Annotated in this window: 22 protein-coding genes; 9 read left to right on the forward strand and 13 right to left on the reverse strand. The window is 55.6% G+C overall.

Annotated elements, in window-relative coordinates:
- Nucleotides 1–19: 19 nt before the first annotated feature.
- The 3 genes from kdgA to zwf form a co-directional block, all read right to left on the reverse strand.
- Nucleotides 20–661 carry a bifunctional 4-hydroxy-2-oxoglutarate aldolase/2-dehydro-3-deoxy-phosphogluconate aldolase gene (gene kdgA, locus E3U32_RS23180; protein ID WP_134350674.1) on the reverse strand — a complete coding sequence of 214 codons (642 nt, stop codon included), beginning with the start codon at nucleotides 659–661 and terminating at the stop codon, nucleotides 20–22.
- A 39-nt stretch (nucleotides 662–700) separates the two neighbouring features.
- Nucleotides 701–2,512, reverse strand: a complete 1,812-nt coding sequence (gene edd, locus E3U32_RS23185; protein WP_134350675.1) for a phosphogluconate dehydratase — start codon at nucleotides 2,510–2,512, stop codon at nucleotides 701–703.
- Nucleotides 2,513–2,745: 233 nt separating this feature from the next.
- Nucleotides 2,746–4,221, reverse strand: a complete 1,476-nt coding sequence (gene zwf, locus E3U32_RS23190) for a glucose-6-phosphate dehydrogenase (RefSeq protein WP_134350676.1) — start codon at nucleotides 4,219–4,221, stop codon at nucleotides 2,746–2,748.
- Nucleotides 4,222–4,577: 356 nt separating this feature from the next.
- Between zwf and E3U32_RS23195 the strand changes: the two genes are divergently transcribed.
- A complete protein-coding gene (locus E3U32_RS23195; RefSeq protein ID WP_023336102.1) occupies nucleotides 4,578–5,447 on the forward strand; it encodes a MurR/RpiR family transcriptional regulator in 870 nt (289 codons plus the stop codon).
- Nucleotides 5,448–5,587: 140 nt separating this feature from the next.
- Nucleotides 5,588–7,030 (forward strand): pyruvate kinase, encoded by a 1,443-nt coding sequence (pyk, locus tag E3U32_RS23200; protein ID WP_134350677.1) that lies wholly within the window; start codon nucleotides 5,588–5,590, stop codon nucleotides 7,028–7,030.
- A 45-nt stretch (nucleotides 7,031–7,075) separates the two neighbouring features.
- Here pyk and lpxM read toward each other — a convergent pair whose 3' ends face one another.
- The 3 genes from lpxM to znuA all read right to left on the reverse strand — a co-directional run bounded on the left by lpxM (nucleotide 7,076) and on the right by znuA (nucleotide 10,448).
- On the reverse strand, nucleotides 7,076–8,047 hold the full coding sequence (gene lpxM / locus E3U32_RS23205) for a lauroyl-Kdo(2)-lipid IV(A) myristoyltransferase (protein ID WP_134350678.1): 972 nt from the start codon (nucleotides 8,045–8,047) through the stop codon (nucleotides 7,076–7,078).
- 121 nt (nucleotides 8,048–8,168) lie between these two features.
- The gene (mepM, locus tag E3U32_RS23210; protein ID WP_134350679.1) at nucleotides 8,169–9,488 is read right to left on the reverse strand and encodes a murein DD-endopeptidase MepM; all 1,320 of its coding nucleotides are present in this window, start codon (nucleotides 9,486–9,488) and stop codon (nucleotides 8,169–8,171) included.
- A gap of 15 nt (nucleotides 9,489–9,503) precedes the next feature.
- The gene (znuA, locus tag E3U32_RS23215) at nucleotides 9,504–10,448 is read right to left on the reverse strand and encodes a zinc ABC transporter substrate-binding protein ZnuA (protein ID WP_134350798.1); all 945 of its coding nucleotides are present in this window, start codon (nucleotides 10,446–10,448) and stop codon (nucleotides 9,504–9,506) included.
- A 77-nt stretch (nucleotides 10,449–10,525) separates the two neighbouring features.
- Here znuA and znuC point away from each other — a divergent pair, with 77 nt between their 5' ends.
- Nucleotides 10,526–11,281, forward strand: a complete 756-nt coding sequence (gene znuC / locus E3U32_RS23220) for a zinc ABC transporter ATP-binding protein ZnuC (RefSeq protein WP_134350680.1) — start codon at nucleotides 10,526–10,528, stop codon at nucleotides 11,279–11,281.
- A complete protein-coding gene (znuB, locus tag E3U32_RS23225; protein WP_134350681.1) occupies nucleotides 11,278–12,063 on the forward strand; it encodes a zinc ABC transporter permease subunit ZnuB in 786 nt (261 codons plus the stop codon). Before znuC ends, znuB begins: the two co-directional genes overlap by 4 nt.
- Nucleotides 12,064–12,120: 57 nt before the next feature.
- On the opposite strand, the gene ruvB is transcribed toward znuB, so the two are convergent.
- The 6 genes from ruvB to aspS form a co-directional block, all read right to left on the reverse strand.
- Nucleotides 12,121–13,131: a Holliday junction branch migration DNA helicase RuvB gene (gene ruvB, locus E3U32_RS23230; RefSeq protein WP_047345932.1), complete on the reverse strand. Its 1,011-nt coding sequence runs from the start codon at nucleotides 13,129–13,131 to the stop codon at nucleotides 12,121–12,123.
- 8 nt (nucleotides 13,132–13,139) lie between these two features.
- Nucleotides 13,140–13,754, reverse strand: coding sequence for a Holliday junction branch migration protein RuvA (gene ruvA / locus E3U32_RS23235; RefSeq protein WP_023617042.1), 615 nt, complete (start codon nucleotides 13,752–13,754; stop codon nucleotides 13,140–13,142).
- Between the two features lie 80 nt (nucleotides 13,755–13,834).
- Nucleotides 13,835–14,356: a crossover junction endodeoxyribonuclease RuvC gene (gene ruvC / locus E3U32_RS23240; RefSeq protein ID WP_134350682.1), complete on the reverse strand. Its 522-nt coding sequence runs from the start codon at nucleotides 14,354–14,356 to the stop codon at nucleotides 13,835–13,837.
- 34 nt (nucleotides 14,357–14,390) lie between these two features.
- Nucleotides 14,391–15,131, reverse strand: a complete 741-nt coding sequence (locus tag E3U32_RS23245; RefSeq protein ID WP_010432574.1) for a YebC/PmpR family DNA-binding transcriptional regulator — start codon at nucleotides 15,129–15,131, stop codon at nucleotides 14,391–14,393.
- Between the two features lie 27 nt (nucleotides 15,132–15,158).
- Nucleotides 15,159–15,602 (reverse strand): dihydroneopterin triphosphate diphosphatase, encoded by a 444-nt coding sequence (nudB, locus tag E3U32_RS23250; RefSeq protein ID WP_047345934.1) that lies wholly within the window; start codon nucleotides 15,600–15,602, stop codon nucleotides 15,159–15,161.
- 1 nt (nucleotide 15,603) lies between these two features.
- On the reverse strand, nucleotides 15,604–17,376 hold the full coding sequence (gene aspS / locus E3U32_RS23255; protein ID WP_134350683.1) for an aspartate--tRNA ligase: 1,773 nt from the start codon (nucleotides 17,374–17,376) through the stop codon (nucleotides 15,604–15,606).
- A gap of 263 nt (nucleotides 17,377–17,639) precedes the next feature.
- Here aspS and E3U32_RS23260 point away from each other — a divergent pair, with 263 nt between their 5' ends.
- The 5 genes from E3U32_RS23260 to cmoB are packed head-to-tail and all read left to right on the forward strand — an operon-like array spanning nucleotide 17,640 to nucleotide 21,220.
- Entirely contained in the window at nucleotides 17,640–18,206 is a 567-nt protein-coding gene (locus E3U32_RS23260) for a hydrolase (RefSeq protein WP_134350684.1), read from the forward strand.
- Nucleotides 18,203–19,021, forward strand: coding sequence for a DUF72 domain-containing protein (locus E3U32_RS23265; RefSeq protein WP_134350685.1), 819 nt, complete (start codon nucleotides 18,203–18,205; stop codon nucleotides 19,019–19,021). Before E3U32_RS23260 ends, E3U32_RS23265 begins: the two co-directional genes overlap by 4 nt.
- A 51-nt stretch (nucleotides 19,022–19,072) precedes the next feature.
- Nucleotides 19,073–19,468, forward strand: a complete 396-nt coding sequence (locus E3U32_RS23270) for an MAPEG family protein (protein WP_021240443.1) — start codon at nucleotides 19,073–19,075, stop codon at nucleotides 19,466–19,468.
- A gap of 40 nt (nucleotides 19,469–19,508) precedes the next feature.
- Nucleotides 19,509–20,252, forward strand: coding sequence for a carboxy-S-adenosyl-L-methionine synthase CmoA (gene cmoA, locus E3U32_RS23275; RefSeq protein WP_134350686.1), 744 nt, complete (start codon nucleotides 19,509–19,511; stop codon nucleotides 20,250–20,252).
- Nucleotides 20,249–21,220, forward strand: a complete 972-nt coding sequence (gene cmoB / locus E3U32_RS23280) for a tRNA 5-methoxyuridine(34)/uridine 5-oxyacetic acid(34) synthase CmoB (RefSeq protein ID WP_134350687.1) — start codon at nucleotides 20,249–20,251, stop codon at nucleotides 21,218–21,220. Before cmoA ends, cmoB begins: the two co-directional genes overlap by 4 nt.
- 175 nt (nucleotides 21,221–21,395) lie before the next feature.
- Here cmoB and cutC read toward each other — a convergent pair whose 3' ends face one another.
- On the reverse strand, nucleotides 21,396–22,139 hold the full coding sequence (cutC, locus tag E3U32_RS23285) for a copper homeostasis protein CutC (RefSeq protein WP_134350688.1): 744 nt from the start codon (nucleotides 22,137–22,139) through the stop codon (nucleotides 21,396–21,398).

Here is a 22,139-nt window from a genome sequence, read left to right on the forward strand (position 1 = left end):
TTTTCATACGGCGTATAACTTACTGCTTCGCGCCTTCAACCGCTTCACGAGCCAGTCTGGTGATACGATCCCAGTCACCCGCTTCCAGCGCATCCGCCGGAACCAGCCATGAGCCACCGATGCACAGCACGCTTTTCAGCGCCAGGTAGTCACGGTAGTTAGCAGGAGAGATACCGCCCGTCGGGCAGAAACGCACCTGAGAGAATGGGCCCGCAATCGCCTGCAGCGCTTTGGTGCCGCCGTTTGCTTCCGCCGGGAAGAATTTGAACTCTTTCAGACCGTAGTCCATGCCCAGCATCAGTTCAGAGACGGTGCTGATACCCGGGATCAGCGGAATAGTGCCTTCGGTGGCGGCTTTCAGCAGCGGCTCGGTCAGACCCGGGCTGATGGCAAACTGTGCGCCCGCTTCGGTCACTTCGGCCAGCTGCTGTGCATTAAGAACGGTACCCGCACCGATGATGGCATCCGGCACTTCTTTCGCAATGGCGCGAATAGCATCCATCGCGCAGGCGGTACGCAGGGTCACTTCCAGAACGCGAACGCCGCCCGCAACCAGCGCTTTCGCCATCGGTACAGCGTGCTCCAGCTTGTTTACCACGATAACCGGCACGACAGGGCCAGTGGTCAGGATTGCTTCTGCACTTGTTTTCCAGTTTTTCATCAGAGTCTTCTCTCGCCAGATCGTTAAAATCAAGTCGTCTTAAAACGTAATACAGGTTGCGCCCTGCTCAGCACCGGAGAGTTTCTCACGCAGCGCACCAAACATTTCGCGTCCAGTCCCCACGCGCGAGGCGCTCAGGTCAGGAATATGGGGTTTACGTGCTGCCAGCTCTGCGTCATCAACCAGCAGGGTTAACTCGCCTGTCTGACCGTTAACGCGGATCATGTCACCGTCACGCACTTTCGCCAGCAGGCCGCCGTCGTAAGCTTCCGGCGTCACGTGGATGGCTGAAGGCACTTTACCGGATGCGCCAGAGAGGCGTCCATCGGTCACCAGTGCAATTTTGAAACGGCGGTCCAATAATACACCAAGTGGTGGCATAAGTTTATGTAATTCTGGCATCCCGTTGGCTTTTGGCCCCTGATGACGCACCACCACCACGCAGTCTTTGTCGAGAAGACCGGCGTCAAAGGCGGGTAATACGTCGTGCTGGCTTTCAAACACCACTGCCGGCGCTTCGATAATCTGGTTCTCTTCCGGTACGGCAGAGGTTTTCATCACCGCACGACCGAGGTTGCCGCTCAGCACTTTGGTGCCACCGTGAGGAGAGAAAGGTTTATCGATGGTGGCAATCACCTGCGCATCAAGAGAGACGCTTGCCCCATCACGCCAGTCCAGCTCGCCGTTGTTCAGCCACGGCTCCTGGGTATAGCGCTGCAGGCCAAAGCCCGCCACGGTGTTTACATCTTCATGCAGCAGACCGCCCTTCAGCAGCTCGCGCATCAGCAGCGGTACGCCGCCTGCAGCCTGGAAGTGGTTAATATCCGCCGGGCCGTTTGGATACAGGCGGGCCATCAGAGGCACCACGGAAGAGATCTCGGAGAAATCATCCCAGTTAATCAGAATACCTGCCGCACGCGCCATAGCCACCAGGTGCATGGTGTGGTTAGTTGACCCCCCGGTTGCCAGCAACGCGACGATACCGTTGACGATGACTTTCTCGTCAACCATTTTGCCCATAGGCATCCATTCGTTGCCGTTGCCGGTCAGACGCGTGACCTGACGGGCCGCGGCCTCGGTCAGCGCCTTGCGCAGCGGTGCATCCGGCTGGATAAAGGACGAGCCCGGAAGCTGCATCCCCATAAACTCCACGACCATCTGGTTTGTGTTAGCCGTACCGTAGAAAGTACAGGTACCCGGCGCATGGTAGGACGCGGCTTCCGCCTCCAGCAGCGCCTGGCGGTCTGCCTTCCCTTCCGCGTACAGCTGACGAATACGGACTTTTTCTTTGTTCGGCAGACCGCTTGCCATTGGGCCGGACGGCACAAAGATCGCAGGCAGATGACCAAACGACAGGGCTGCCATCACCAGGCCCGGGACAATCTTGTCACATACGCCGAGATACAGTGCGCCATCAAACATGTTATGCGACAGGCCCACCGCCGCAGACATGGCAATCACTTCGCGACTCAGCAGGGACAGCTCCATACCATCCTGACCCTGCGTCACGCCGTCGCACATCGCGGGTACACCGCCCGCCACCTGGCCCACGGCATTCACGCTGTGCAGCGCTTTACGGATGATATCGGGATAAACCTCATAAGGCTGGTGCGCGGAAAGCATATCGTTATAGGAGGTAATGATGGCGATATTGTTACGCAACATGCTTTTTAAGGAGGCTTTATCATCGGGCTGACAGGCGGCGAAACCGTGCGCCAGGTTACCGCAGGCCAGCTGCGAGCGATGTACGGTGTTGCTCTTTGCCTGTTCAATGCGGGCGAGGTAGGCCGAACGGGTCTCTTTCGAGCGCTCGATAATGCGCTTTGTTACGCGTAACAATGTCGGATTCATAAAAGCTCCTCTTATTTATCTGTCCGGGCTCGGGAGTTTACAAAGTCGCTGGCAGTTGTTAACAACGCTGAAACGCTTGCTGTCCGGAGCTCAGGGGCAAAATCACTTCCGGCAGTGTAATAAAAAAAGCTCCGCGGGTGAATCCACGCGGAGCTTAAAAGTTGAAAATTGTGCCTCTAGCTGTGCTAGATCATGTTACCGGTAAAATAACACTTTCGAGCTAGAGGATTATCTTACTCAAACTCGTTCCAGGAGCGGCCATCACGGGTGATCATCGCAACCGACGCCACAGGTCCCCAGGTACCCGCCTGATACGGTTTTGGCGCATCCTGATCGGCAGCCCAGGCTTCGGTAATGGAATCGACCCATTTCCACGCCTCTTCCACTTCATCGCGACGCACGAACAGCGCCTGAATACCGCGCATGGTTTCCAGCAGCAGACGCTCGTAAGCATCGGCCAGGTGCGTCTGGTTGAAGGTTTCGGAGTAGCTCAGATCCAGCTTGGTGGTCTGCAGGTTGTGTTTATGATCCAGGCCCGGCACTTTGTTCAGGATCTGGATATCCACCCCTTCGTCCGGCTGCAGACGGATGGTCAGTTTGTTCTGCGGAAGTTCCTGCCAGGACTCTTTGAACAGGTTCAGTTCCGGGTTTTTGAAGTAAACAACCACTTCGGAGCACTTGGCTGGCAGACGCTTACCGGTGCGCAGGTAGAACGGAACGCCCGCCCAACGCCAGTCGTCGATATCTACACGGATCGCCACAAACGTCTCGGTGTTGCTGGACTTGTTCGCGCCCTCTTCCTCCAGGTAGCCAGGCACTTTTTTGCCTTGCGCAAACCCGGCGGTGTACTGACCGCGAACGGTCTTCTCGCGCACGTTGGAGCGGTCGATGCGGCGCAGTGACTTCAGCACTTTCACTTTGGCGTCACGGATGCTGTCAGCCGTCAGGTCAGACGGCGGAGACATGGCGATCATGCACAGAATTTGCAGCAGGTGGTTCTGGATCATGTCGCGCATCTGGCCTGCCTGGTCAAAGTAACCCCAGCGGCCTTCAATCCCCACCTCTTCCGCCACGGTAATTTCCACGTGGTCGATGGTACGGTTGTCCCAGTTATTCACAAACAGGGAGTTCGCAAAACGCAGCGCCAGCAGGTTCAGAACCGTCTCTTTACCGAGGTAATGGTCAATACGGTAAACCTGACACTCTTCAAAGAACTCGCCCACCTGGTCGTTGATTTCACGCGAGGTGGCCAGTGAGGTACCCAGCGGCTTTTCCATCACGACGCGAGCTGGCTTGGCGTTCAGCTTTGCTTCGCCCAGACCTTTGCAAATGGCGCCGAAGGTGCTTGGCGGCATGGCGAAATAGTTAATAGTGACACGGTTTTTCTGATCCAGCATCGCGCCTAAACGGTTAAACGCGCTGACGTCATTCACGTCCAGGTTGCAGAAATCGAGACGTCCACTCAGGGTATCCCACAAACTTTCATCAATTTTTTCTTTCATGAAAGTTTCGAGCGCCTCGCGGACGACTTTGGTATAAGCGTCCTTGTCCCAGTCGGCGCGCCCTACACCCAGGATACGGGTATCCGGATGAATTTGGCCCGCTTTCTCCAGTTGATACAGGGAAGGCAGCAATTTTCGGCGTGCAAGATCGCCTTTCGCGCCGAAAATGACCAGGTCACATGCCTGGGCTGTTTGCGTTACCGCCATGTCATTCTCCTCAGTTGGATCACCTGGTACTTCTGCCAGGTATCGTTGTAATTTTATTACAATGCACTGTACTGCTTTTACGTCATTCCTGAAACCATTAGCGCTTATCGTCGCGTGCGATACCGCGATTTTTCACCCTCCGGGTGATTACGATGGCGTAATGACGCAACAACCGTCGATTCTTTGCGCAACAGGTTCACAGCAAAACCCGACACCGATCAAGTAATGAAAAAAAACAACAACATTATCTTGTCGGTTGTTACCCTTTATGGAAGCCGCAAGGGTAATATCGGCTAAATCGAATCACGATTTCATCAATTTATGAAATCGTTTACACCCATGAGCGTCCTGTTAACATGAACATGCTGGAAAAAATCCAGTTTCAACTGGAACACCTTAGCAAATCCGAGCGAAAAGTGGCCGAGGTCATTCTGGCTTCTCCCGCTCAGGCGATTCATTCAAGCATCGCCGCTCTGGCGCAGGAAGCAGGTGTGAGCGAACCGACGGTCAATCGCTTTTGCCGCAGCCTGGAAACGCGCGGCTTTCCTGATTTTAAACTGCATCTGGCACAAAGTCTGGCTAATGGCACCCCTTATGTTAATCGTAATGTGGATGAAGACGACAGCGTTGATGCCTATACCGCGAAAATATTTGAATCGGCCATGGCCTCGCTTGACCACGTTCGTCAGTCTCTGGATATGAGTTCCGTGAATCGCGCGGTGGATTTGCTCACCCAGGCTAAGCGGATTGCGTTCTTTGGTCTCGGGTCGTCAGCTGCTGTGGCGCATGACGCCATGAACAAATTTTTCCGCTTTAACGTTCCGGTGATTTACTCAGATGACATTGTGCTGCAACGCATGAGCTGTATGAATTGCAGTGAAGATGACGTCGTGGTACTGATTTCGCATACCGGCCGCACCAAGAGCCAGGTCGAGCTGGCGCAGCTGGCCCGTGAAAACGATGCCATGGTGATTGCCCTTACCACGGCGGGTACGCCGCTGGCGCGTGAAGCGACGCTGGCACTCACCCTCGACGTGCCGGAAGACACCGACATTTATATGCCAATGGTATCTCGTCTGGCGCAGCTTACGGTGATTGACGTGCTGGCAACCGGTTTTACCTTACGTCGGGGGGCAAAATTCCGGGATAACTTGAAGCGGGTCAAGGAAGCGCTGAAGGAATCGCGTTTTGATAAAGAATTGCTTATAAAGAGCGATGTTCCCTGATAGTTGATAACGAAGACGTCACGAATAATGACGAAGTAACGATTTACGGCATTCGGTCCACTCTTTGCTGCCTTGCGGCAGATGAAGGCCGATTCAATGTTCACGCAACACCAAAGTTGTTTCAGTCAACGGAGTATTACATGTCCAGAAGGCTTCGCAGAACCAAGATCGTAACCACCTTAGGTCCGGCCACCGATCGCGATAATAATCTTGAGAAAATTATCGCCGCTGGCGCCAACGTGGTGCGTATGAACTTCTCTCACGGTACGCCAGAAGACCATAAATTACGTGCCGATAAAGTGCGTGAAATCGCAGCAAAACTGGGCCGCCACGTTGCTATCCTTGGCGATTTACAGGGTCCTAAAATTCGTGTTTCGACCTTTAAAGAGGGTAAAGTTTTCCTCAATATCGGCGACAAATTCCTGCTTGATGCCAACCTGGGCAAAGGCGAAGGCGATAAAGAGAAAGTCGGTATCGACTATAAAGGCCTGCCAGCTGACGTAGTGCCGGGCGATATTCTGCTGCTCGACGACGGTCGCGTACAGCTGAAAGTACTGGAAGTTCAGGGCATGAAGGTGTTCACCGAAGTTACCGTCGGCGGCCCGCTCTCTAACAATAAAGGCATCAACAAACTGGGCGGCGGTCTCTCTGCAGAGGCGCTCACCGATAAAGACAAAGCAGACATCGTAACTGCGGCGCTGATTGGCGTTGACTACCTGGCCGTCTCCTTCCCACGCTGCGGCGAAGATCTGAACTATGCGCGTCGTCTGGCTCGCGATGCAGGCTGTGAGGCCAAAATCGTCGCCAAGGTTGAACGTGCGGAAGCGGTTTGCGATCAGGACGCCATGGACGACGTGATCCTCGCGTCTGACGTGGTGATGGTTGCGCGCGGCGACCTGGGCGTTGAAATCGGCGACCCTGAGCTGGTGGGTATCCAGAAAGCGCTGATTCGTCGCGCGCGTCAGCTGAACCGCGCGGTGATTACCGCCACTCAGATGATGGAATCCATGATAACTAACCCTATGCCAACCCGTGCGGAGGTCATGGACGTGGCCAACGCCGTGCTGGACGGTACCGATGCGGTCATGCTCTCTGCAGAAACCGCTGCGGGACAGTATCCGGCAGAAACCGTGGCCGCCATGGCGCGCGTTTGCCTGGGCGCTGAAAAGATCCCGAGCATTAACGTTTCTAAACACCGTCTGGACGTGCAGTTCGACAATGTGGAAGAAGCGATTGCCATGTCCGCCATGTATGCCGCTAACCATCTCAAAGGCGTTACAGCGATCATCACCATGACCGAATCCGGCCGTACCGCGCTGATGACCTCCCGTATCAGCTCCGGTCTGCCAATCTTCGCCATGTCGCGTCACGAACGTACGCTGAATCTTACAGCGCTGTACCGCGGGGTGACGCCGGTTCACTTCGACAGCACCAATGACGGCGTAGCAGCGGCACACGATGCCGTAAACCTGCTGCGTGACAAAGGCTATCTGGTCTCCGGGGATATCGTTATTGTGACCCAGGGCGATGTGATGAGTACCATTGGTTCAACCAACACCACGCGAGTTATGACCGTCGAGTAATGACGTCTCTGTTAAAAAGCCCTCTCCGGATGGAGAGGGCTTTTTTTATTTCGTCGGATAAAGCTCTTTGCGCTTATACGGCTCTTTTTCACCCGGTTTGCGCGTTTTGAGCAGCTTCAGTATCCACGTGTACTGCTCGGCATGCGGTCCCACCAGGAGCTCCACCTCTTCGTTCATTCGACGCGCAATGGTGCGATCGTCCGCGGTGAGGAGATCGTCCATCGGCGGACGAACCTCAATGCTCAGGCGATGGGTGTTGCCATCGTAGACCGGGAAAAGCGGAATGACCCGGGCGCGGCACACTTTCATCAGACGGCCAATCGCAGGCAGGGTCGCCTTGTAGGTGCCGAAGAAATCAACAAACTCGCTGTGCTCCGGGCCGTGGTCCTGATCCGGCAAATAGTAGCCCCAGTATCCCTGGCGCACGGACTGAATAAACGGCTTGATGCCATCATTTCGCGCATGAAGACGGCCACCAAAACGACGACGCACGGTATTCCAGACGTAATCGAAGATCTTGTTGCCCTGATTATGGAACATTGCCGCCATCTTCTGGCCCTGCGATGCCATCAGCATGGCAGGAATATCAACGCCCCAGCCGTGGGGAACGAGAAAAATCACCTTCTCATCGTTGCGACGCATCTCGTCGATAATCTCCAGCCCTTTCCAGTCAACGCGTTCCATCACTTTATCCGGCCCTTTCAGCGCCAGCTCTGCCATCATCGCCATTGCCTGTGGTGCGGTGGTATACATAGCATCAATAATGGCCTCCCGCTCCGCATCGCTCTTTTCCGGGAAGCAATAATAGAGGTTAATTTGCGCGCGACGACGGGCACTTTTGCCTAAGCGTCCGGCCAGACGACCTATTTTACCCAGCACAGGATCGCGAACGGAGGCCGGTAGCATCGCGATACCCGCAAATGCGTAAACGCCAAACCAGGCGCCCCAGTTGCGCGGATGGCGAAAAGATTTTTCAAACTCAGGAATGTATTCAATATTGTTTTTTTGGGTTTCCATGCTGGATCCAGGGTCTGATGACGCAAAATTTTATGCAGATAGTGTAGCGAGGCAGTCGCTCACGCACAAAAGAAAAAGCCGGCGCATTCTGACGCCGGCTTTTTTAACAAAAACAGAGAGCTTAGTTTAAGCTCAGCTGCGGCATCACCTCTTTCACCTGCGCCAGATAATCAGTACGATCTTTACCTGTCAGGCCTTCGGTGCGCGGCAGTTTCGCCGTCAGAGGGTTCACAGCCTGTTGGTTGATCCACACTTCATAGTGCAGGTGCGGGCCGGTAGAACGCCCGGTGTTTCCGGAGATCGCGATACGGTCGCCACGCTTCACTTTCTGGCCCGGTTTGACCAGCAGCTTACGCAGGTGCATGTAGCGGGTCGTATACGTACGACCATGACGCACCGCAACATAATATCCGGCGGCACCGCTACGTTTGGCGACAACCACTTCCCCATCCCCAACCGCCAGTACCGGCGTTCCCTGCGGCATAGCAAAGTCAACGCCACGGTGCGGTGCAACACGCCCGGTCACCGGGTTCAGACGTCGCGGGTTAAAGTTAGAGGAGATACGGAACTGTTTAGCCGTCGGGAAGCGCAGGAAACCTTTCGCGAGGCCCGTACCGGTGCGGTCATAGAATTTGCCGTCTTCTGCACGAATCGCGTAGTAATCTTTGCCCTCGGAGCGCAAACGTACGCCCAGCAACTGGCTCTGCTCGCGCTTGCCGTCCAGCATTTCGCGGGACATCAGAACGGAAAACTCGTCACCCTTCTTCAGCTTGCGGAAATCCATTTGCCACTGCATGGCTTTAATCACCGCACTGATTTCAGCGCTGGTCAATCCTGCATCTCGCGCACTGGAGACAAAGCTCGCGCCCACGGTGCCTTTCAGAACGCTATTAACCCAGTCGCCCTTCTGCATTTCGCTGGTCATTTTGAAACCGTTTGCAGTGCGATCGTAGGTGCGGGTTTCACGGCGGGACATTTCCCAGGTCAGACGCTGCAGATCCCCATCAGCCGTTAATGTCCAGGAGAGCTGTTGCCCGATTTTCAGGTTGCGAAGATCTTTATCTGCAGCCGCCAGCTGGCTGATATTACCCATGTCGATGCCGTACTGGTTCAGCACGCTGCTCAGCGTGTCTCCGGTAGACACAACATATTCGTGGATACCCGCTTCGTTCTCGGTTTTATCGTCCAGTTCATCCTGCGGAATAGCTTCATCTTCCTGAGCCGCCTGGTCGATAGGCTCACTGGCTTCAGGCAGCAAAGAACGGATTTCGCTCTTTTCAAGCTCAATGGTTTTGATGATAGGGGCAGAACTCGGGTGGTACACATAGGGCCGCCAGACGGCGACCGCTAAGGTGAGTACTGTAAGCGACCCCAGCATAACGCGATGGGGTCGAGGCAGATTGTTAAATGCCAGGGCGACAGAGCGGGCTATCTGTTGCACGTATTCACTTCCTCGTTAATCTCCTTTCAGGCAGCTCGCATACTGGTTCGCCAGTTGGCTGAGGAACTGCGAATAGCTCGCTTTGCTCAACTGGATATTCGTACCTAGCGGGTCAAGGGTTCCCATGCGCACGGTTGTCCCCCTGGCCACGGCTTCAACGACCGCTGGCCTGAACTGTGGCTCAGCAAAAACGCATGTCGCTTTTTGCTCAACCAGCTGTGTTCTGATTTCATGTAAACGCTGCGCACCAGGCTGAATTTCAGGGTTGACGGTAAAGTGACCCAGCGGGGTCAGGCCGTAGTGTTTTTCGTAATAGCCATAGGCGTCATGAAAAACGAAATACCCTTTTCCTTTCAACGGTGCGAGCTCATTACCTACCTGCTTATCGGTTGCGGCTAATTGTGCCTCAAAATCCTTCAGGTTGGCGTCAAGTTTGGCTCGACTTTGCGGCATAAGTTCCACTAATTTGTCATGGATTGCAACCGCCGAAAGCCGCGCTATCTCTGGGGATAACCAAAGATGCATGTTGTACTCGCCGTGATGGTGATCTCCATCACCTTTTTCAGCGTCTGCAGGGTGATGGTCATGTTCGTCACCGTCGTCGTCAGCCCCTTTCATGAGCAGCGGTTTTACGCCGGGCAGAGAGGCAATGGCGACCTGTTTTTCGCCAGCAATCTGTTTTGCAGACTTCTGCATAAACGCTTCCATCTCTGGACCAATCCACACAACTAAGTCTGCGTTTTGTAAGCGTTTTACATCTGATGGACGCAGGGAATAGTCATGCTCGGAGGCCCCGTCGGGAAGCAGAACCTGGGTTTCCGTTACCCCATCTGCAATGGCCGAGGCGATGAAACCGAGCGGTTTAAGCGAAGCGACAACAGCGGCGTTAACATCTTGTGCTGCTGAACCCCAAAGGGCAGCGGATAATGCTGCGAAAAGAAGCGTATTTTTATGTAACATAATGCGACTAATCATCGTAGTGAATGCGTGGAATGTGATATTATAACATTCGTTGACTTCTTCAAGCTTAAAATGACATGACGACATTGGTTTCTCTTGAAAATATTTCGGTCTCATTTGGCCAGCGCCGCGTCCTCTCTGACGTGTCGCTTGATCTGAAGCCCGGCAAAATTCTGACGCTGCTCGGGCCCAATGGCGCCGGTAAATCCACCCTGGTGCGCGTGGTGCTGGGTCTGGTCGTCCCCGATGAAGGCGTGATCGTTCGTGAGGAAAAATTGCGTATCGGCTATGTGCCGCAAAAGCTTCACCTCGACGCCACGCTACCGCTGACGGTCAGCCGTTTCCTGCGTCTGCGCCCCGGCACGCGGAAAGCAGACATCCTCCCGGCACTGAAACGCGTACAGGCGGGTCACCTTGTCGATGCGCCGCTGCAAAAACTGTCCGGCGGTGAAACACAGCGTGTTTTACTTGCCCGCGCGCTGCTGAGCAGCCCGCAGCTGCTGGTACTGGATGAGCCAACCCAGGGCGTCGACGTTAATGGCCAGGTCGCGCTTTACGACCTTATCGACCAGCTGCGCCGGGAACTGAATTGCGCGGTGCTGATGGTGTCCCACGATCTGCATCTGGTGATGGCTAAAACCGACGAAGTGCTGTGTCTCAACCATCATATATGCTGCTCCGGTACGCCTGAAGTGGTGTCAATGCACCCGGAGTTTATTTCGATGTTCGGCCATCGGGGTGCAGAGCAGCTGGGAATCTATCGCCATAATCACAATCACCGCCATGATTTACAGGGACGAATTGTCCTGCGCCGGGGAAATGGACACTCATGATTGAACTGTTACTGCCCGGCTGGCTGGCCGGGATTATGCTTGCCTGCGCCGCAGGGCCGCTGGGCTCGTTTGTGGTGTGGCGTAGAATGTCCTACTTCGGTGACACCCTGGCGCATGCGTCTCTGCTGGGTGTTGCCTTTGGTCTGCTGCTGGATGTGAATCCTTTCTACGCGGTGATTGTGGTCACGCTGCTGCTGGCGGCCGGTCTGGTCTGGCTGGAAAAACGCCCTCACCTCGCCATTGATACTTTGCTCGGCATTATGGCGCACAGCGCCCTGTCCCTGGGTCTGGTGGTGGTCAGCCTGATGTCGAATATCCGCGTCGACCTGATGGCCTACCTGTTTGGTGACCTGCTGGCCGTGACGCCGGACGATCTGATCGCCATCGCTATAGGCGTGGTTGTAGTACTGGGGATTTTGCTCTGGCAATGGCGTAATTTACTGGCGATGACCGTCAGCCCGGACCTGGCATTTGTTGATGGCGTGAAGCTGCAGCGCGTGAAACTGCTGCTGATGCTGGTGACGGCGTTAACGATCGGTGTAGCGATGAAGTTTGTCGGCGCGCTGATTATTACCTCGCTGCTGATCATCCCTGCCGCCACGGCGCGTCGTTTCGCCCGTACGCCGGAGCAGATGGCAGGTGTGGCGGTTATCGTCGGGATGGTTGCGGTAACGGGTGGGTTAACCTTCTCGGCGTTCTATGACACGCCTGCGGGGCCGTCTGTGGTGCTGAGTGCGGCGGTGCTGTTTATCTTCAGTATGATGAAGAAGACGGCAAATTAACACGGAGGGCGCTGATGCCCTCACCCTGACCCTCTCCCACACGGAGAGGGAACAATATTACGGCATTGCCGGTGGCGTAATGCCGAAGTGATTCCACGCCCGCACCGTTGCCATGCGTCCACGCGGGGTGCGCTGCAGGAAGCCCTGCTGGATAAGATAGGGCTCAAGCACATCTTCGATGGTTTCGCGCTCTTCACCGATAGCCGCCGCCAGGTTATCCAGCCCCACCGGACCGCCAAAGAACTTGTCCAGCACCGCCAACAGCAGCTTGCGGTCCATATAGTCAAAACCTTCTGCATCGACGTTCAGCATATCCAGCGCCTGCGCGGCAATCTCGGCGGAAATCGAGCCATCATGCTTCACTTCGGCAAAGTCACGCACGCGGCGCAGCAGGCGGTTAGCAATACGCGGCGTGCCGCGGGAACGCTTCGCTACTTCAAACGCCCCCTCTTCGCTCATTTCCAGCCCCATGTAGCGCGCACTGCGCCCGACGATGTGCTGCAGGTCAGGCACCTGATAAAACTCCAGACGCTGCACAATGCCAAAACGGTCACGCAGCGGAGAGGTCAACGATCCGGCGCGGGTCGTTGCGCCAATCAGAGTAAACGGCGGGAGATCGATTTTGATGGAGCGCGCAGCCGGGCCTTCACCAATCATGATATCCAGCTGGTAATCTTCCATTGCCGGATAAAGCACCTCTTCCACCACCGGTGACAAACGGTGGATCTCATCGATAAACAGCACGTCATGCGGTTCGAGGTTGGTCAGCATCGCCGCCAGATCCCCCGCTTTCTCCAGCACCGGGCCGGAGGTGGTGCGCAGGTTGACGCCCATCTCATTGGCGACGATATTCGCCAGCGTGGTTTTCCCCAACCCCGGAGGGCCAAAAATCAGCAGGTGATCGAGCGCATCGCCGCGCAGTTTTGCCGCCTGGATGAAAATCTCCATCTGAGAACGTACCTGCGGCTGGCCGATATACTCATCAAGCAGTTTCGGGCGGATAGCGCGATCCACCACGTCTTCTGCCTGAAGGGTGCCTGCCGACACCAGGCGGTCTGCTTCAATCATCCTTTACCTCACAATGCAGCGCGCAGCGCTTCACGAATCAGGGTTTCACTGCTGGCATCCGGTTTGGCAATTTTGCTCACCATACGGCTGGCCTCCTGAGGTTTATAGCCCAGCGCCACCAGCGCAGCAACCGCTTCCTGCTCGGCATCGTCATCCGTCGCAGGCGCGCCTGGGGACGTCAGCACCAAATCGGCAGCCGGGGTGAAGAGATCGCCATGCAGCCCTTTGAAGCGGTCTTTCATCTCGACAATCAGGCGCTCGGCGGTTTTCTTGCCGATGCCAGGAAGCTTAATCAGCGCCGCAGGATCTTCTCGCTCAACGGCATTCACAAACTGCGGGGCTGACATGCCGGATAAAATTGCCAGCGCCAGCTTCGGCCCCACCCCGTTGGTTTTAATCAGCTCGCGGAACAGGGTGCGTTCCTGTTTGTTATTGAAGCCGTACAGCAGCTGAGCATCTTCACGCACTACAAACTGAGTAAAGACAATCGCCTCTTTGCCCGCGTCCGGCAGCTCGTAGAAGCAGGTCATTGGCATATGGACTTCATAGCCCACGCCACCCACTTCCAGCAGCACTAACGGGGGTTGTTTTTCAATGATGATGCCTCTGAGTCTGCCTATCACGTGACGCTCCTGCGTTCTGGAAAATTTTTACTTGCGACATAATAAAAAAAGGCTGGATAAACATCCAGCCTGATTTACTATTATCGTAACCTGCCTCGCGCCAGATTGAGCCGCGACTCGCTCATTTGCATCGCGTTCTGGCTGATGTGGCAGTGGGTAATCGCGATAGCCAGCGCATCCGCGGCGTCCGCCTGCGGGTTCGCAGGGAGCTTAAGCAAGGTTCGCACCATGTGCTGCACCTGGCTTTTCTCCGCGCTACCGATGCCCACCACCGTCTGCTTGACCTGTCTTGCCGCGTATTCGAACACCGGCAAATCCTGGTTCACCGCAGCCACGATGGCGACCCCTCGCGCCTGACCGAGCTTTAGCGCCGAATCGGCGTTTTTCGCCATAAAAACCTGTTCGATAGCGAAAAAATCTGGCTGAAACTGGGTGATGATCTCCGACACGCCCGCATAAATGAGCTTAAGGCGTGACGGCAGATCGTCCACTTTGGTGCGAATACACCCGCTGCCGAGGTAGGTTAGCTGGCGTCCCACCTGACGGATAACGCCATAACCGGTGACGCGCGAGCCGGGGTCAATCCCAAGGATAATCGACATCACGCGTCTCCTGTAACGGATTTAGACGCTCTCATTAGAGAGTCGCTGCAACCTCATCAGAGATTTCACCGTTGTGATACACTTCCTGCACGTCATCGCAGTCTTCGAGCATGTCGATCAGTCGCAGCAGTTTTGGTGCGGTTTCCGCATCCATGTCCGCTTTGGTAGACGGGATCATGGAGACTTCAGCGTTGTCTGCTTTCAGGCCAGCCGCTTCCAGCGCATCACGTACGGCGCCCATCTCTTCCCACGCGGTGTAAACGTCAATAGCACCATCGTCGAAGGTCACTACATCTTCCGCACCCGCTTCCAGCGCCGCTTCCATGATCGCATCTTCGTCGCCTTTCTCGAAAGAGATGACGCCTTTTTTGCTGAACAGGTAAGCAACGGAACCGTCAGTGCCCAGGTTGCCACCGGTTTTGGTGAACGCGTGGCGCACTTCCGCTACGGTACGGTTACGGTTGTCTGACAGACATTCAACCATTACCGCCGTACCGCCAGGACCGTAACCTTCATAAATGATGGTTTCCATGTTCGCGTCTTCATCACCGCCCACGCCACGTGCGATAGCACGGTTCAGGGTGTCACGCGTCATGTTGTTAGACAGCGCTTTATCGATCGCTGCACGCAGACGAGGGTTAGAACCCGCATCGCCGCCGCCCAGACGCGCTGCTGTCACCAGCTCGCGAATGATTTTGGTAAAGATCTTACCGCGCTTGGCATCCTGTGCCGCTTTGCGGTGTTTGGTGTTGGCCCACTTACTATGACCTGCCATAAAAATATCCTCAAAGAGCGCGCCTTTTCAGGCAGCGTTAATTACAAATTCTTCAATCGCCTGCCGGTTGCTCCACGACTTGGTCAGTGCGGCGGCATCCGCCGCATTCACCCAGCGGTAGGTCAGGTGTTCGGTAAACACGATCTCCCGCTCGTGGGGGAGTGCAAGACAGAACCAGGATTCCGTGTTGCGCTCGGTACCCGGCGCGTAGCGATGACGTAAATGGCTAAAAATTTCAAACTCCACCGTGCGCTGACAGTCCTTCAGGGTCAGTTGCTCGCGGGCAACATCAATGGCGACCTCTTCCTTTACTTCGCGCGCGGCGGCCTGCGACGCGGTTTCCCCCTCTTCCAGACTACCGGTAACCGACTGCCAGAAATCAGGATCATCGCGCCGCTGCAACATCAGCACCCGCTTCGTGTCTTCTGCATAAATGACAACCAGAACAGAAACGGGAAGCTTATATGCCATATCAGTTTTTCTCTTCCTTCTTCACCACTTCAATGCCCAGCTCGGCCAGAGAGGCCGGGTTGGCAAAGCTTGGCGCTTCGGTCATCAGACACGCCGCTGCGGTGGTTTTCGGGAAGGCGATAACATCACGGATGTTATCAGTGCCGGTCAGCAGCATGGTCAGACGGTCAAGACCGAAAGCCAGACCCGCGTGCGGAGGCGTACCGTATTTCAGCGCGTCCAGCAGGAAGCCGAATTTCTCGCGCTGCTCCTGCTCGTTAATGCCCAGGATGCCGAACACGGTCTGCTGCATTTCACCGCTGTGAATACGCACGGAACCCCCGCCCACTTCGTAGCCGTTGATGACCATATCGTAGGCGTTAGCGACCGCATCTTCTGGCGCTGCTTTCAGTTCAGACGCCGTCATGTCTTTTGGCGAGGTGAACGGGTGGTGCATCGCGGTCAGGCCGCCTTCACCGTCGTCTTCAAACATAGGGAAGTCGATGACCCACAGCGGCGCCCATTTGTTCTCATCGGTCAGGTTCAGGTCTTTGCCCAGCTTCAGACGCAGCGCGCCCATCGCATCCGCAACGACTTTCTTGTTATCTGCGCCGAAGAAGATCATATCGCCGTCCTGCGCGCCGGTGCGCTCAAGGATCGCTTCCACGATGTCCGCGTTCAGGAATTTCGCGACCGGGCTGGTGATACCTTCCAGACCTTTCGCACGCTCGGTCACTTTAATATAGGCCAGACCTTTCGCGCCGTAGATCTTGATGAAGTTGCCGTAGTCGTCGATCTGCTTACGGCTCAGTGCCGCACCGCCCGGTACACGCAGCGCTGCAACGCGGCCTTTGGCATCGTTGGCCGGGCCCGCGAATACGGCGAACTCTACAGATTTCACCAGGTCAGCCACGTCCACCAGCTCCATCGGGTTACGCAGGTCCGGTTTATCAGAGCCGTAGCGACGCTCGGCTTCCGCGAAGGTCATGATTGGGAAATCACCCAGCTCAACGCCTTTCACGTCGTTCCACAGGCTACGCACCAGGGCTTCCATCACTTCACGCACCTGCTCGGCGGTCATGAAGGAGGTTTCCACATCGATCTGGGTAAATTCTGGCTGGCGGTCAGCACGCAGGTCTTCGTCGCGGAAGCATTTTACGATCTGATAGTAGCGATCGAAGCCGGACATCATCAGCAGCTGTTTGAACAGCTGCGGAGACTGTGGCAGCGCGTAGAATTTGCCTTTATGAACGCGGGATGGAACCAGGTAATCGCGCGCGCCTTCTGGCGTGGCTTTGGTCAGCATCGGGGTTTCGATATCAAGGAAACCGTGGTCATCCATAAAGCGACGCACCAGGCTGGTGATTTTCGCACGGGTTTTCAGGCGCTGGGCCATTTCCGGACGACGCAGATCCAGGTAGCGGTATTTCAGACGCGCTTCTTCAGTGTTGACGTGGTTGGAGTCCAGCGGCAGCGCTTCTGCACGGTTGATGATCGTCAGATCGGACGCCAGCACTTCAATGGCGCCCGTCGCCATGTCGGCGTTGACGTTTTTCTCGTCACGCGCACGCACGGTGCCGGTGACCTGAATGCAGAACTCATTACGCAGCTCAGAAGCCAGCTTCAACGCGTCTGCGCGATCGGGATCGAAGAACACCTGAACGATACCTTCGCGGTCGCGCATATCGATGAAGATAAGGCTACCAAGATCACGACGACGATTGACCCAACCACACAGGGTGACCTGCTGTCCGACGTGGGACTGACGCAGCTGCCCGCAATATTCTGTACGCATGAGATATCCCTTAATTAGCCGCAGGCTAAATGTCGCCTGGTATGCAGGCTACTATGTCGCAGCTTTCTGTATGTCACAACTGGATGAAAAAAGGCGGCTATTATACTGGAAATTCCGCCGGACGATAAGTGCGAACCACGGCCAGACGGTCGTTTGCTGCACTCTTATTGCGCATTCTCACAAAAATTAACAAAATTATCCGACCGATAACAGGCCATCACGTCGTATGGTGTCAGGAAGTGATTAATTTTACGGGAGTAACGATGTTAACACTTAATGCCAGCAAAACCGCGCTTGTCGTGATTGATTTACAGGAAGGCATTCTGCCCTTTGCCGGGGGTCCGCACACCGCGGACGATGTCGTCAGCCGCGCCGCCCGCCTGGCGGAAAAATGTCGCGCCAGCGGTGCCCCTGTTTTCATGGTGCGCGTCGGCTGGTCCGCCGATTTCGCCGAAGCCTTAAAACAGCCCGTCGACGCTCAGGCTGCGGCACATTCTCTACCGGAAAACTGGTGGTCGTATCCGGTCTCACTCGGCAAACGTGATAGCGATATCGAAGTGACTAAACGCCAGTGGGGCGCATTTTACGGTACCGATCTCGAGCTGCAGCTGCGCCGTCGCGGCATAGACACCATCATCCTGTGCGGCATTTCCACCAATATCGGTGTGGAGTCTACCGCCCGTAACGCGTGGGAGCTGGGCTTTAATCTGGTGATTGCTGAAGATGCCTGCAGCGCGGCCTCCGCGGAGCAGCACCAGGGAAGTATGACCCATATCTTCCCGCGCATCGGCCGCGTGCGCAGCACGGATGAGATTATCAGCGCGCTATGATGTATGTCGGTTTGCCCCAATGGTCGCACCCGAAATGGGTGCGCCTTGGCATCACCAGCCTTGAGGAATATGCCCGGCACTTCAACTGCGTCGAGGGTAACACTACCCTGTACGCGCTTCCCAAAGCAGAGATTGTGGCGCGATGGCGGGAACAAACCACCGACGACTTCCGCTTCTGCTTCAAGTTTCCGGCCACCATTTCCCACCAGGCTGCGCTGCGCAACTGCGGGGATTTGACCGAAGAATTTTTTACGCGCATGTCGCCGCTGGCGAATCGCATTGGTCAGTACTGGCTACAGCTACCTGCCGTCTTTGGTCCGCGCGATCTGCCTGCACTCTGGCAGTTTCTTGATACGCTGCCCCGGACGTTTACCTACGGCGTAGAAGTCAGACATCCTGAGTTTTTTGCAAAAGGTGAAGCTGAAAAAGCGCTTAATCGCGGCCTGCTTGAACGTTCCGTTAACCGGGTGATCCTCGACAGCCGTCCGGTGCACAGCGCTATACCGCACAGTGAAGCCATCATCGATGCGCAGCGTAAAAAGCCCAAAGTGCCTGTTCATGCCCTGGTGACCGCACGTAACCCCATGGTCAGGTTTATCGGCAGCGATAATATGCAGCAAAACCAGGAGATGTTCGCCGTCTGGCTGCAAACATTAGCGAAATGGGAACACACCACCACGCCGTATCTCTTTTTGCACACGCCGGATATCGCCCAGGCCCCCGAACTGGTCGATGCACTGTGGCAAGCCTTACAGGCTGCGGTTCCGTCCGTGGGTAACGCCCCTTCCATCCCACAACAATCTTCTCTTTTCTGATATCACCCCCTATCATAGTGAAGTGCTATCTGCCAAAAACAGGGAGTTTGTATGGTCAGCGCGCTGTATGCGGTGTTAGGTGCATTACTGCTGATTAAGTTTTCATTTGATGTTGTGCGCCTCAGAACGCTGTACCGTGTCTCTTACGGTGACGGTGGATTTTCCGAGCTACAGAGCGCTATCCGCATTCACGGTAATGCGGTCGAATACATCCCCGCAGCCTTGATCCTGCTGCTTTTTATGGAGATGAATGGCGCAGAAACCTGGATGGTGCACATCTGTGGCCTGCTTCTGATTGCTGGCCGGCTAATGCATTATTACGGTTTTCACCACCGCTTGATCCGCTGGCGTCGTTCCGGCATGAGTGCGACCTGGTGTTCGCTTTTGCTGATGGTGCTGGCTAACCTGTGGTATATGCCGTGGGAGTTGGTTTTCTCCCTCCATTAGCGCACAATACGCCACTTTATTTTTCCCGGATTTTTACGTTATGTCAGATCGCGACACGCTTTTTTCCGCGCCTATCGCCAGCCTGGGCGACTGGACCTTCGATGAACGGGTAGCCGAAGTCTTCCCGGATATGATCCAGCGCTCTGTTCCCGGTTATTCCAATATTATCTCTATGATCGGTATGCTGGCTGAGCGTTTCGTTCACCCCGGCACGACGATCTATGACCTGGGCTGCTCGCTCGGCGCGGCAACGCTGTCGGTTCGTCGTAATGTTCGCCATGAAGGCTGCCGAATCATTGCCGTCGATAATTCCCCGGCCATGGTTGAACGTTGCCGTCGCCATATTGACGCTTACAAAGCCCCTGTTCCGGTGGACGTGGTGGAAGGCGATATCCGTGATATCGAGATCAATAACGCGTCGATGGTGGTGCTGAATTTCACCCTTCAGTTCCTGGTGCCTGAAGACCGCCAGCTGCTGCTGGACAAAATTTATAAAGGGCTGAATCCTGGCGGCGCGCTGGTGCTCTCCGAGAAATTCAGCTTTGAAGATGCCGAGGTTGGCGAGCTGCTGTTTAATATGCACCACGATTTCAAGCGTGCGAACGGCTACAGCGAGCTGGAGATCAGCCAAAAACGCAGCATGCTCGAAAACGTGATGCTGACGGACTCTGTGGAAACCCATAAAGCGCGCCTGCGTCAGGCCGGATTTGAGCATAGCGAACTGTGGTTCCAGTGCTTTAACTTTGGCTCTCTGGTGGCGCTGAAATCGGGAGAATCCGCATGACCGAATTCAGCAACTTCTACCAGCTGATTGCCAAAAACCAGCTTTCACACTGGCTGGAGACGCTGCCTGCGCAGATTGCCGCCTGGCAGCGTGATCAGCAGCACGGCTTGTTAAAGCAATGGTCTAATGCGGTGGAGTTTCTGCCCGAGCTGACCCCGCATCGTCTGGATCTCCTGCACAGCGTGACCGCAGAGAGTGAAGAACCACTCCCGCCAGGTCAGGTCAACCGCATCGAAACGCTGATGCGTAACCTGATGCCGTGGCGCAAAGGGCCATTCTCACTATACGGCGTGAACATCAATACCGAATGGCGCTCTGACTGGAAATGGGATCGCGTTCTGCCCCACCTTTCCGACCTGACCGGGCGCACCATTCTCGACGTGGGTTGCGGCAGCGGTTACCACATGTGGCGCATGATTGGCGCGGGGGCACATCTGGCCGTAGGTATTGACCCGATGCAGCTCTTCCTGTGCCAGTTTGAGGCGGTGCGTAAATTGCTGGGTAATGACCAGCGCGCGCACCTGCTGCCGCTGGGCATTGAGCAACTCCCTGCCCTGAAAGCATTTGATACCGTGTTCTCCATGGGCGTGCTGTATCACCGTCGTTCCCCGCTTGAACACCTGTGGCAACTGAAAGACCAGCTGGTCAGCGGCGGCGAGCTGGTGCTGGAAACGCTGGTCATTGAAGGTGATGAACATGCCGTTCTGGTGCCGGGCGATCGCTACGCGCAGATGCGCAACGTTTACTTCATCCCTTCCGCGCTGGCGCTGAAGAACTGGCTTGAGAAATGCGGGTTTGTGGATGTGCGGATTGCCGACGTGAGCGTGACCTCAATCGAGGAACAACGCCGCACCGACTGGATGATCACCGAATCGCTGGAGCAGTTCCTTGACCCGGCCGACCACAGCAAAACCATTGAAGGCTATCCGGCCCCGATGCGTGCGGTACTGATAGCGACCAAGCCGTAGCCTTTTAGCCGGGTGGCGGCTGCGCCTTACCCGGCCTACCATCGCTTTTGTAGGCCCGGTAAGCGCAGCGCCACCGGGCACAGGAGAAAAAAAGGCCCCTGTTGAAATTGCAGGGGCCTGGTACAAGCAAGCATCATATTGGGCGACATGATGCGCGGTAAAAATCGGTACGTTGCTACACGTGATGGCGCTCAATCAGCGACTTCATTTCCGCAACCGACTCTCCATCTACACCGTAGCGTGAGTACTCATCCGCTTCAGCATCCGTCGACATTGACAACCCTGTATTGCGATAACGCATGGGTGACGGCATCCATTTGCCTGCCGAGCTGTGAAGCTCTTCTACCCCGGCGTTTAAAAACAGTTCCAGATTGCTGGCACGAACTCCCGCGCCCGCCATTATTATTGGAACACCGGAATGTGCTTTTAGTTCCGTAATTAATTGCAGTCCTTTTTCAGCAGAGGCCTGCTGTCCTGATGTCAGGATGCGCGCCACACCCAGTTCGGCAAGCGTTTCAAACGCTTGCAGGGGATCTTTACACATATCAAACGCGCGATGAAAAGTGACGGCCATCCCTTTCGCGGCGTCCATGACCTGACGCATACGCGGCAAATCGACCTGACCGTCTTCATCAAGCAGACCGATCACCAGCCCGGGGAATCCCAGATCGCGCACGAGGGTGATATCTTCAAGCATGGCACCGAACTCGCCCGGCGTGTAACAAAAATCACCGCCGCGAGGACGAATAATCGGGTGTACCGGAACAGTGACAGCCTGACGGGCAGACTTCAACACGCCGTACGAAGGCGTTAACCCACCTTCTTTCGGGGCCGCGCACAGTTCAATGCGGTCAGCACCCTGCTGTTGTGCCGTCACGGCACACTCCACGCTGTAACAACAAATCTCCAGCAGCGCCAT

The organism is Lelliottia nimipressuralis (genome assembly GCF_004402045.1).
In the GTDB taxonomy this organism is placed as follows: domain Bacteria; phylum Pseudomonadota; class Gammaproteobacteria; order Enterobacterales; family Enterobacteriaceae; genus Enterobacter; species Enterobacter chinensis.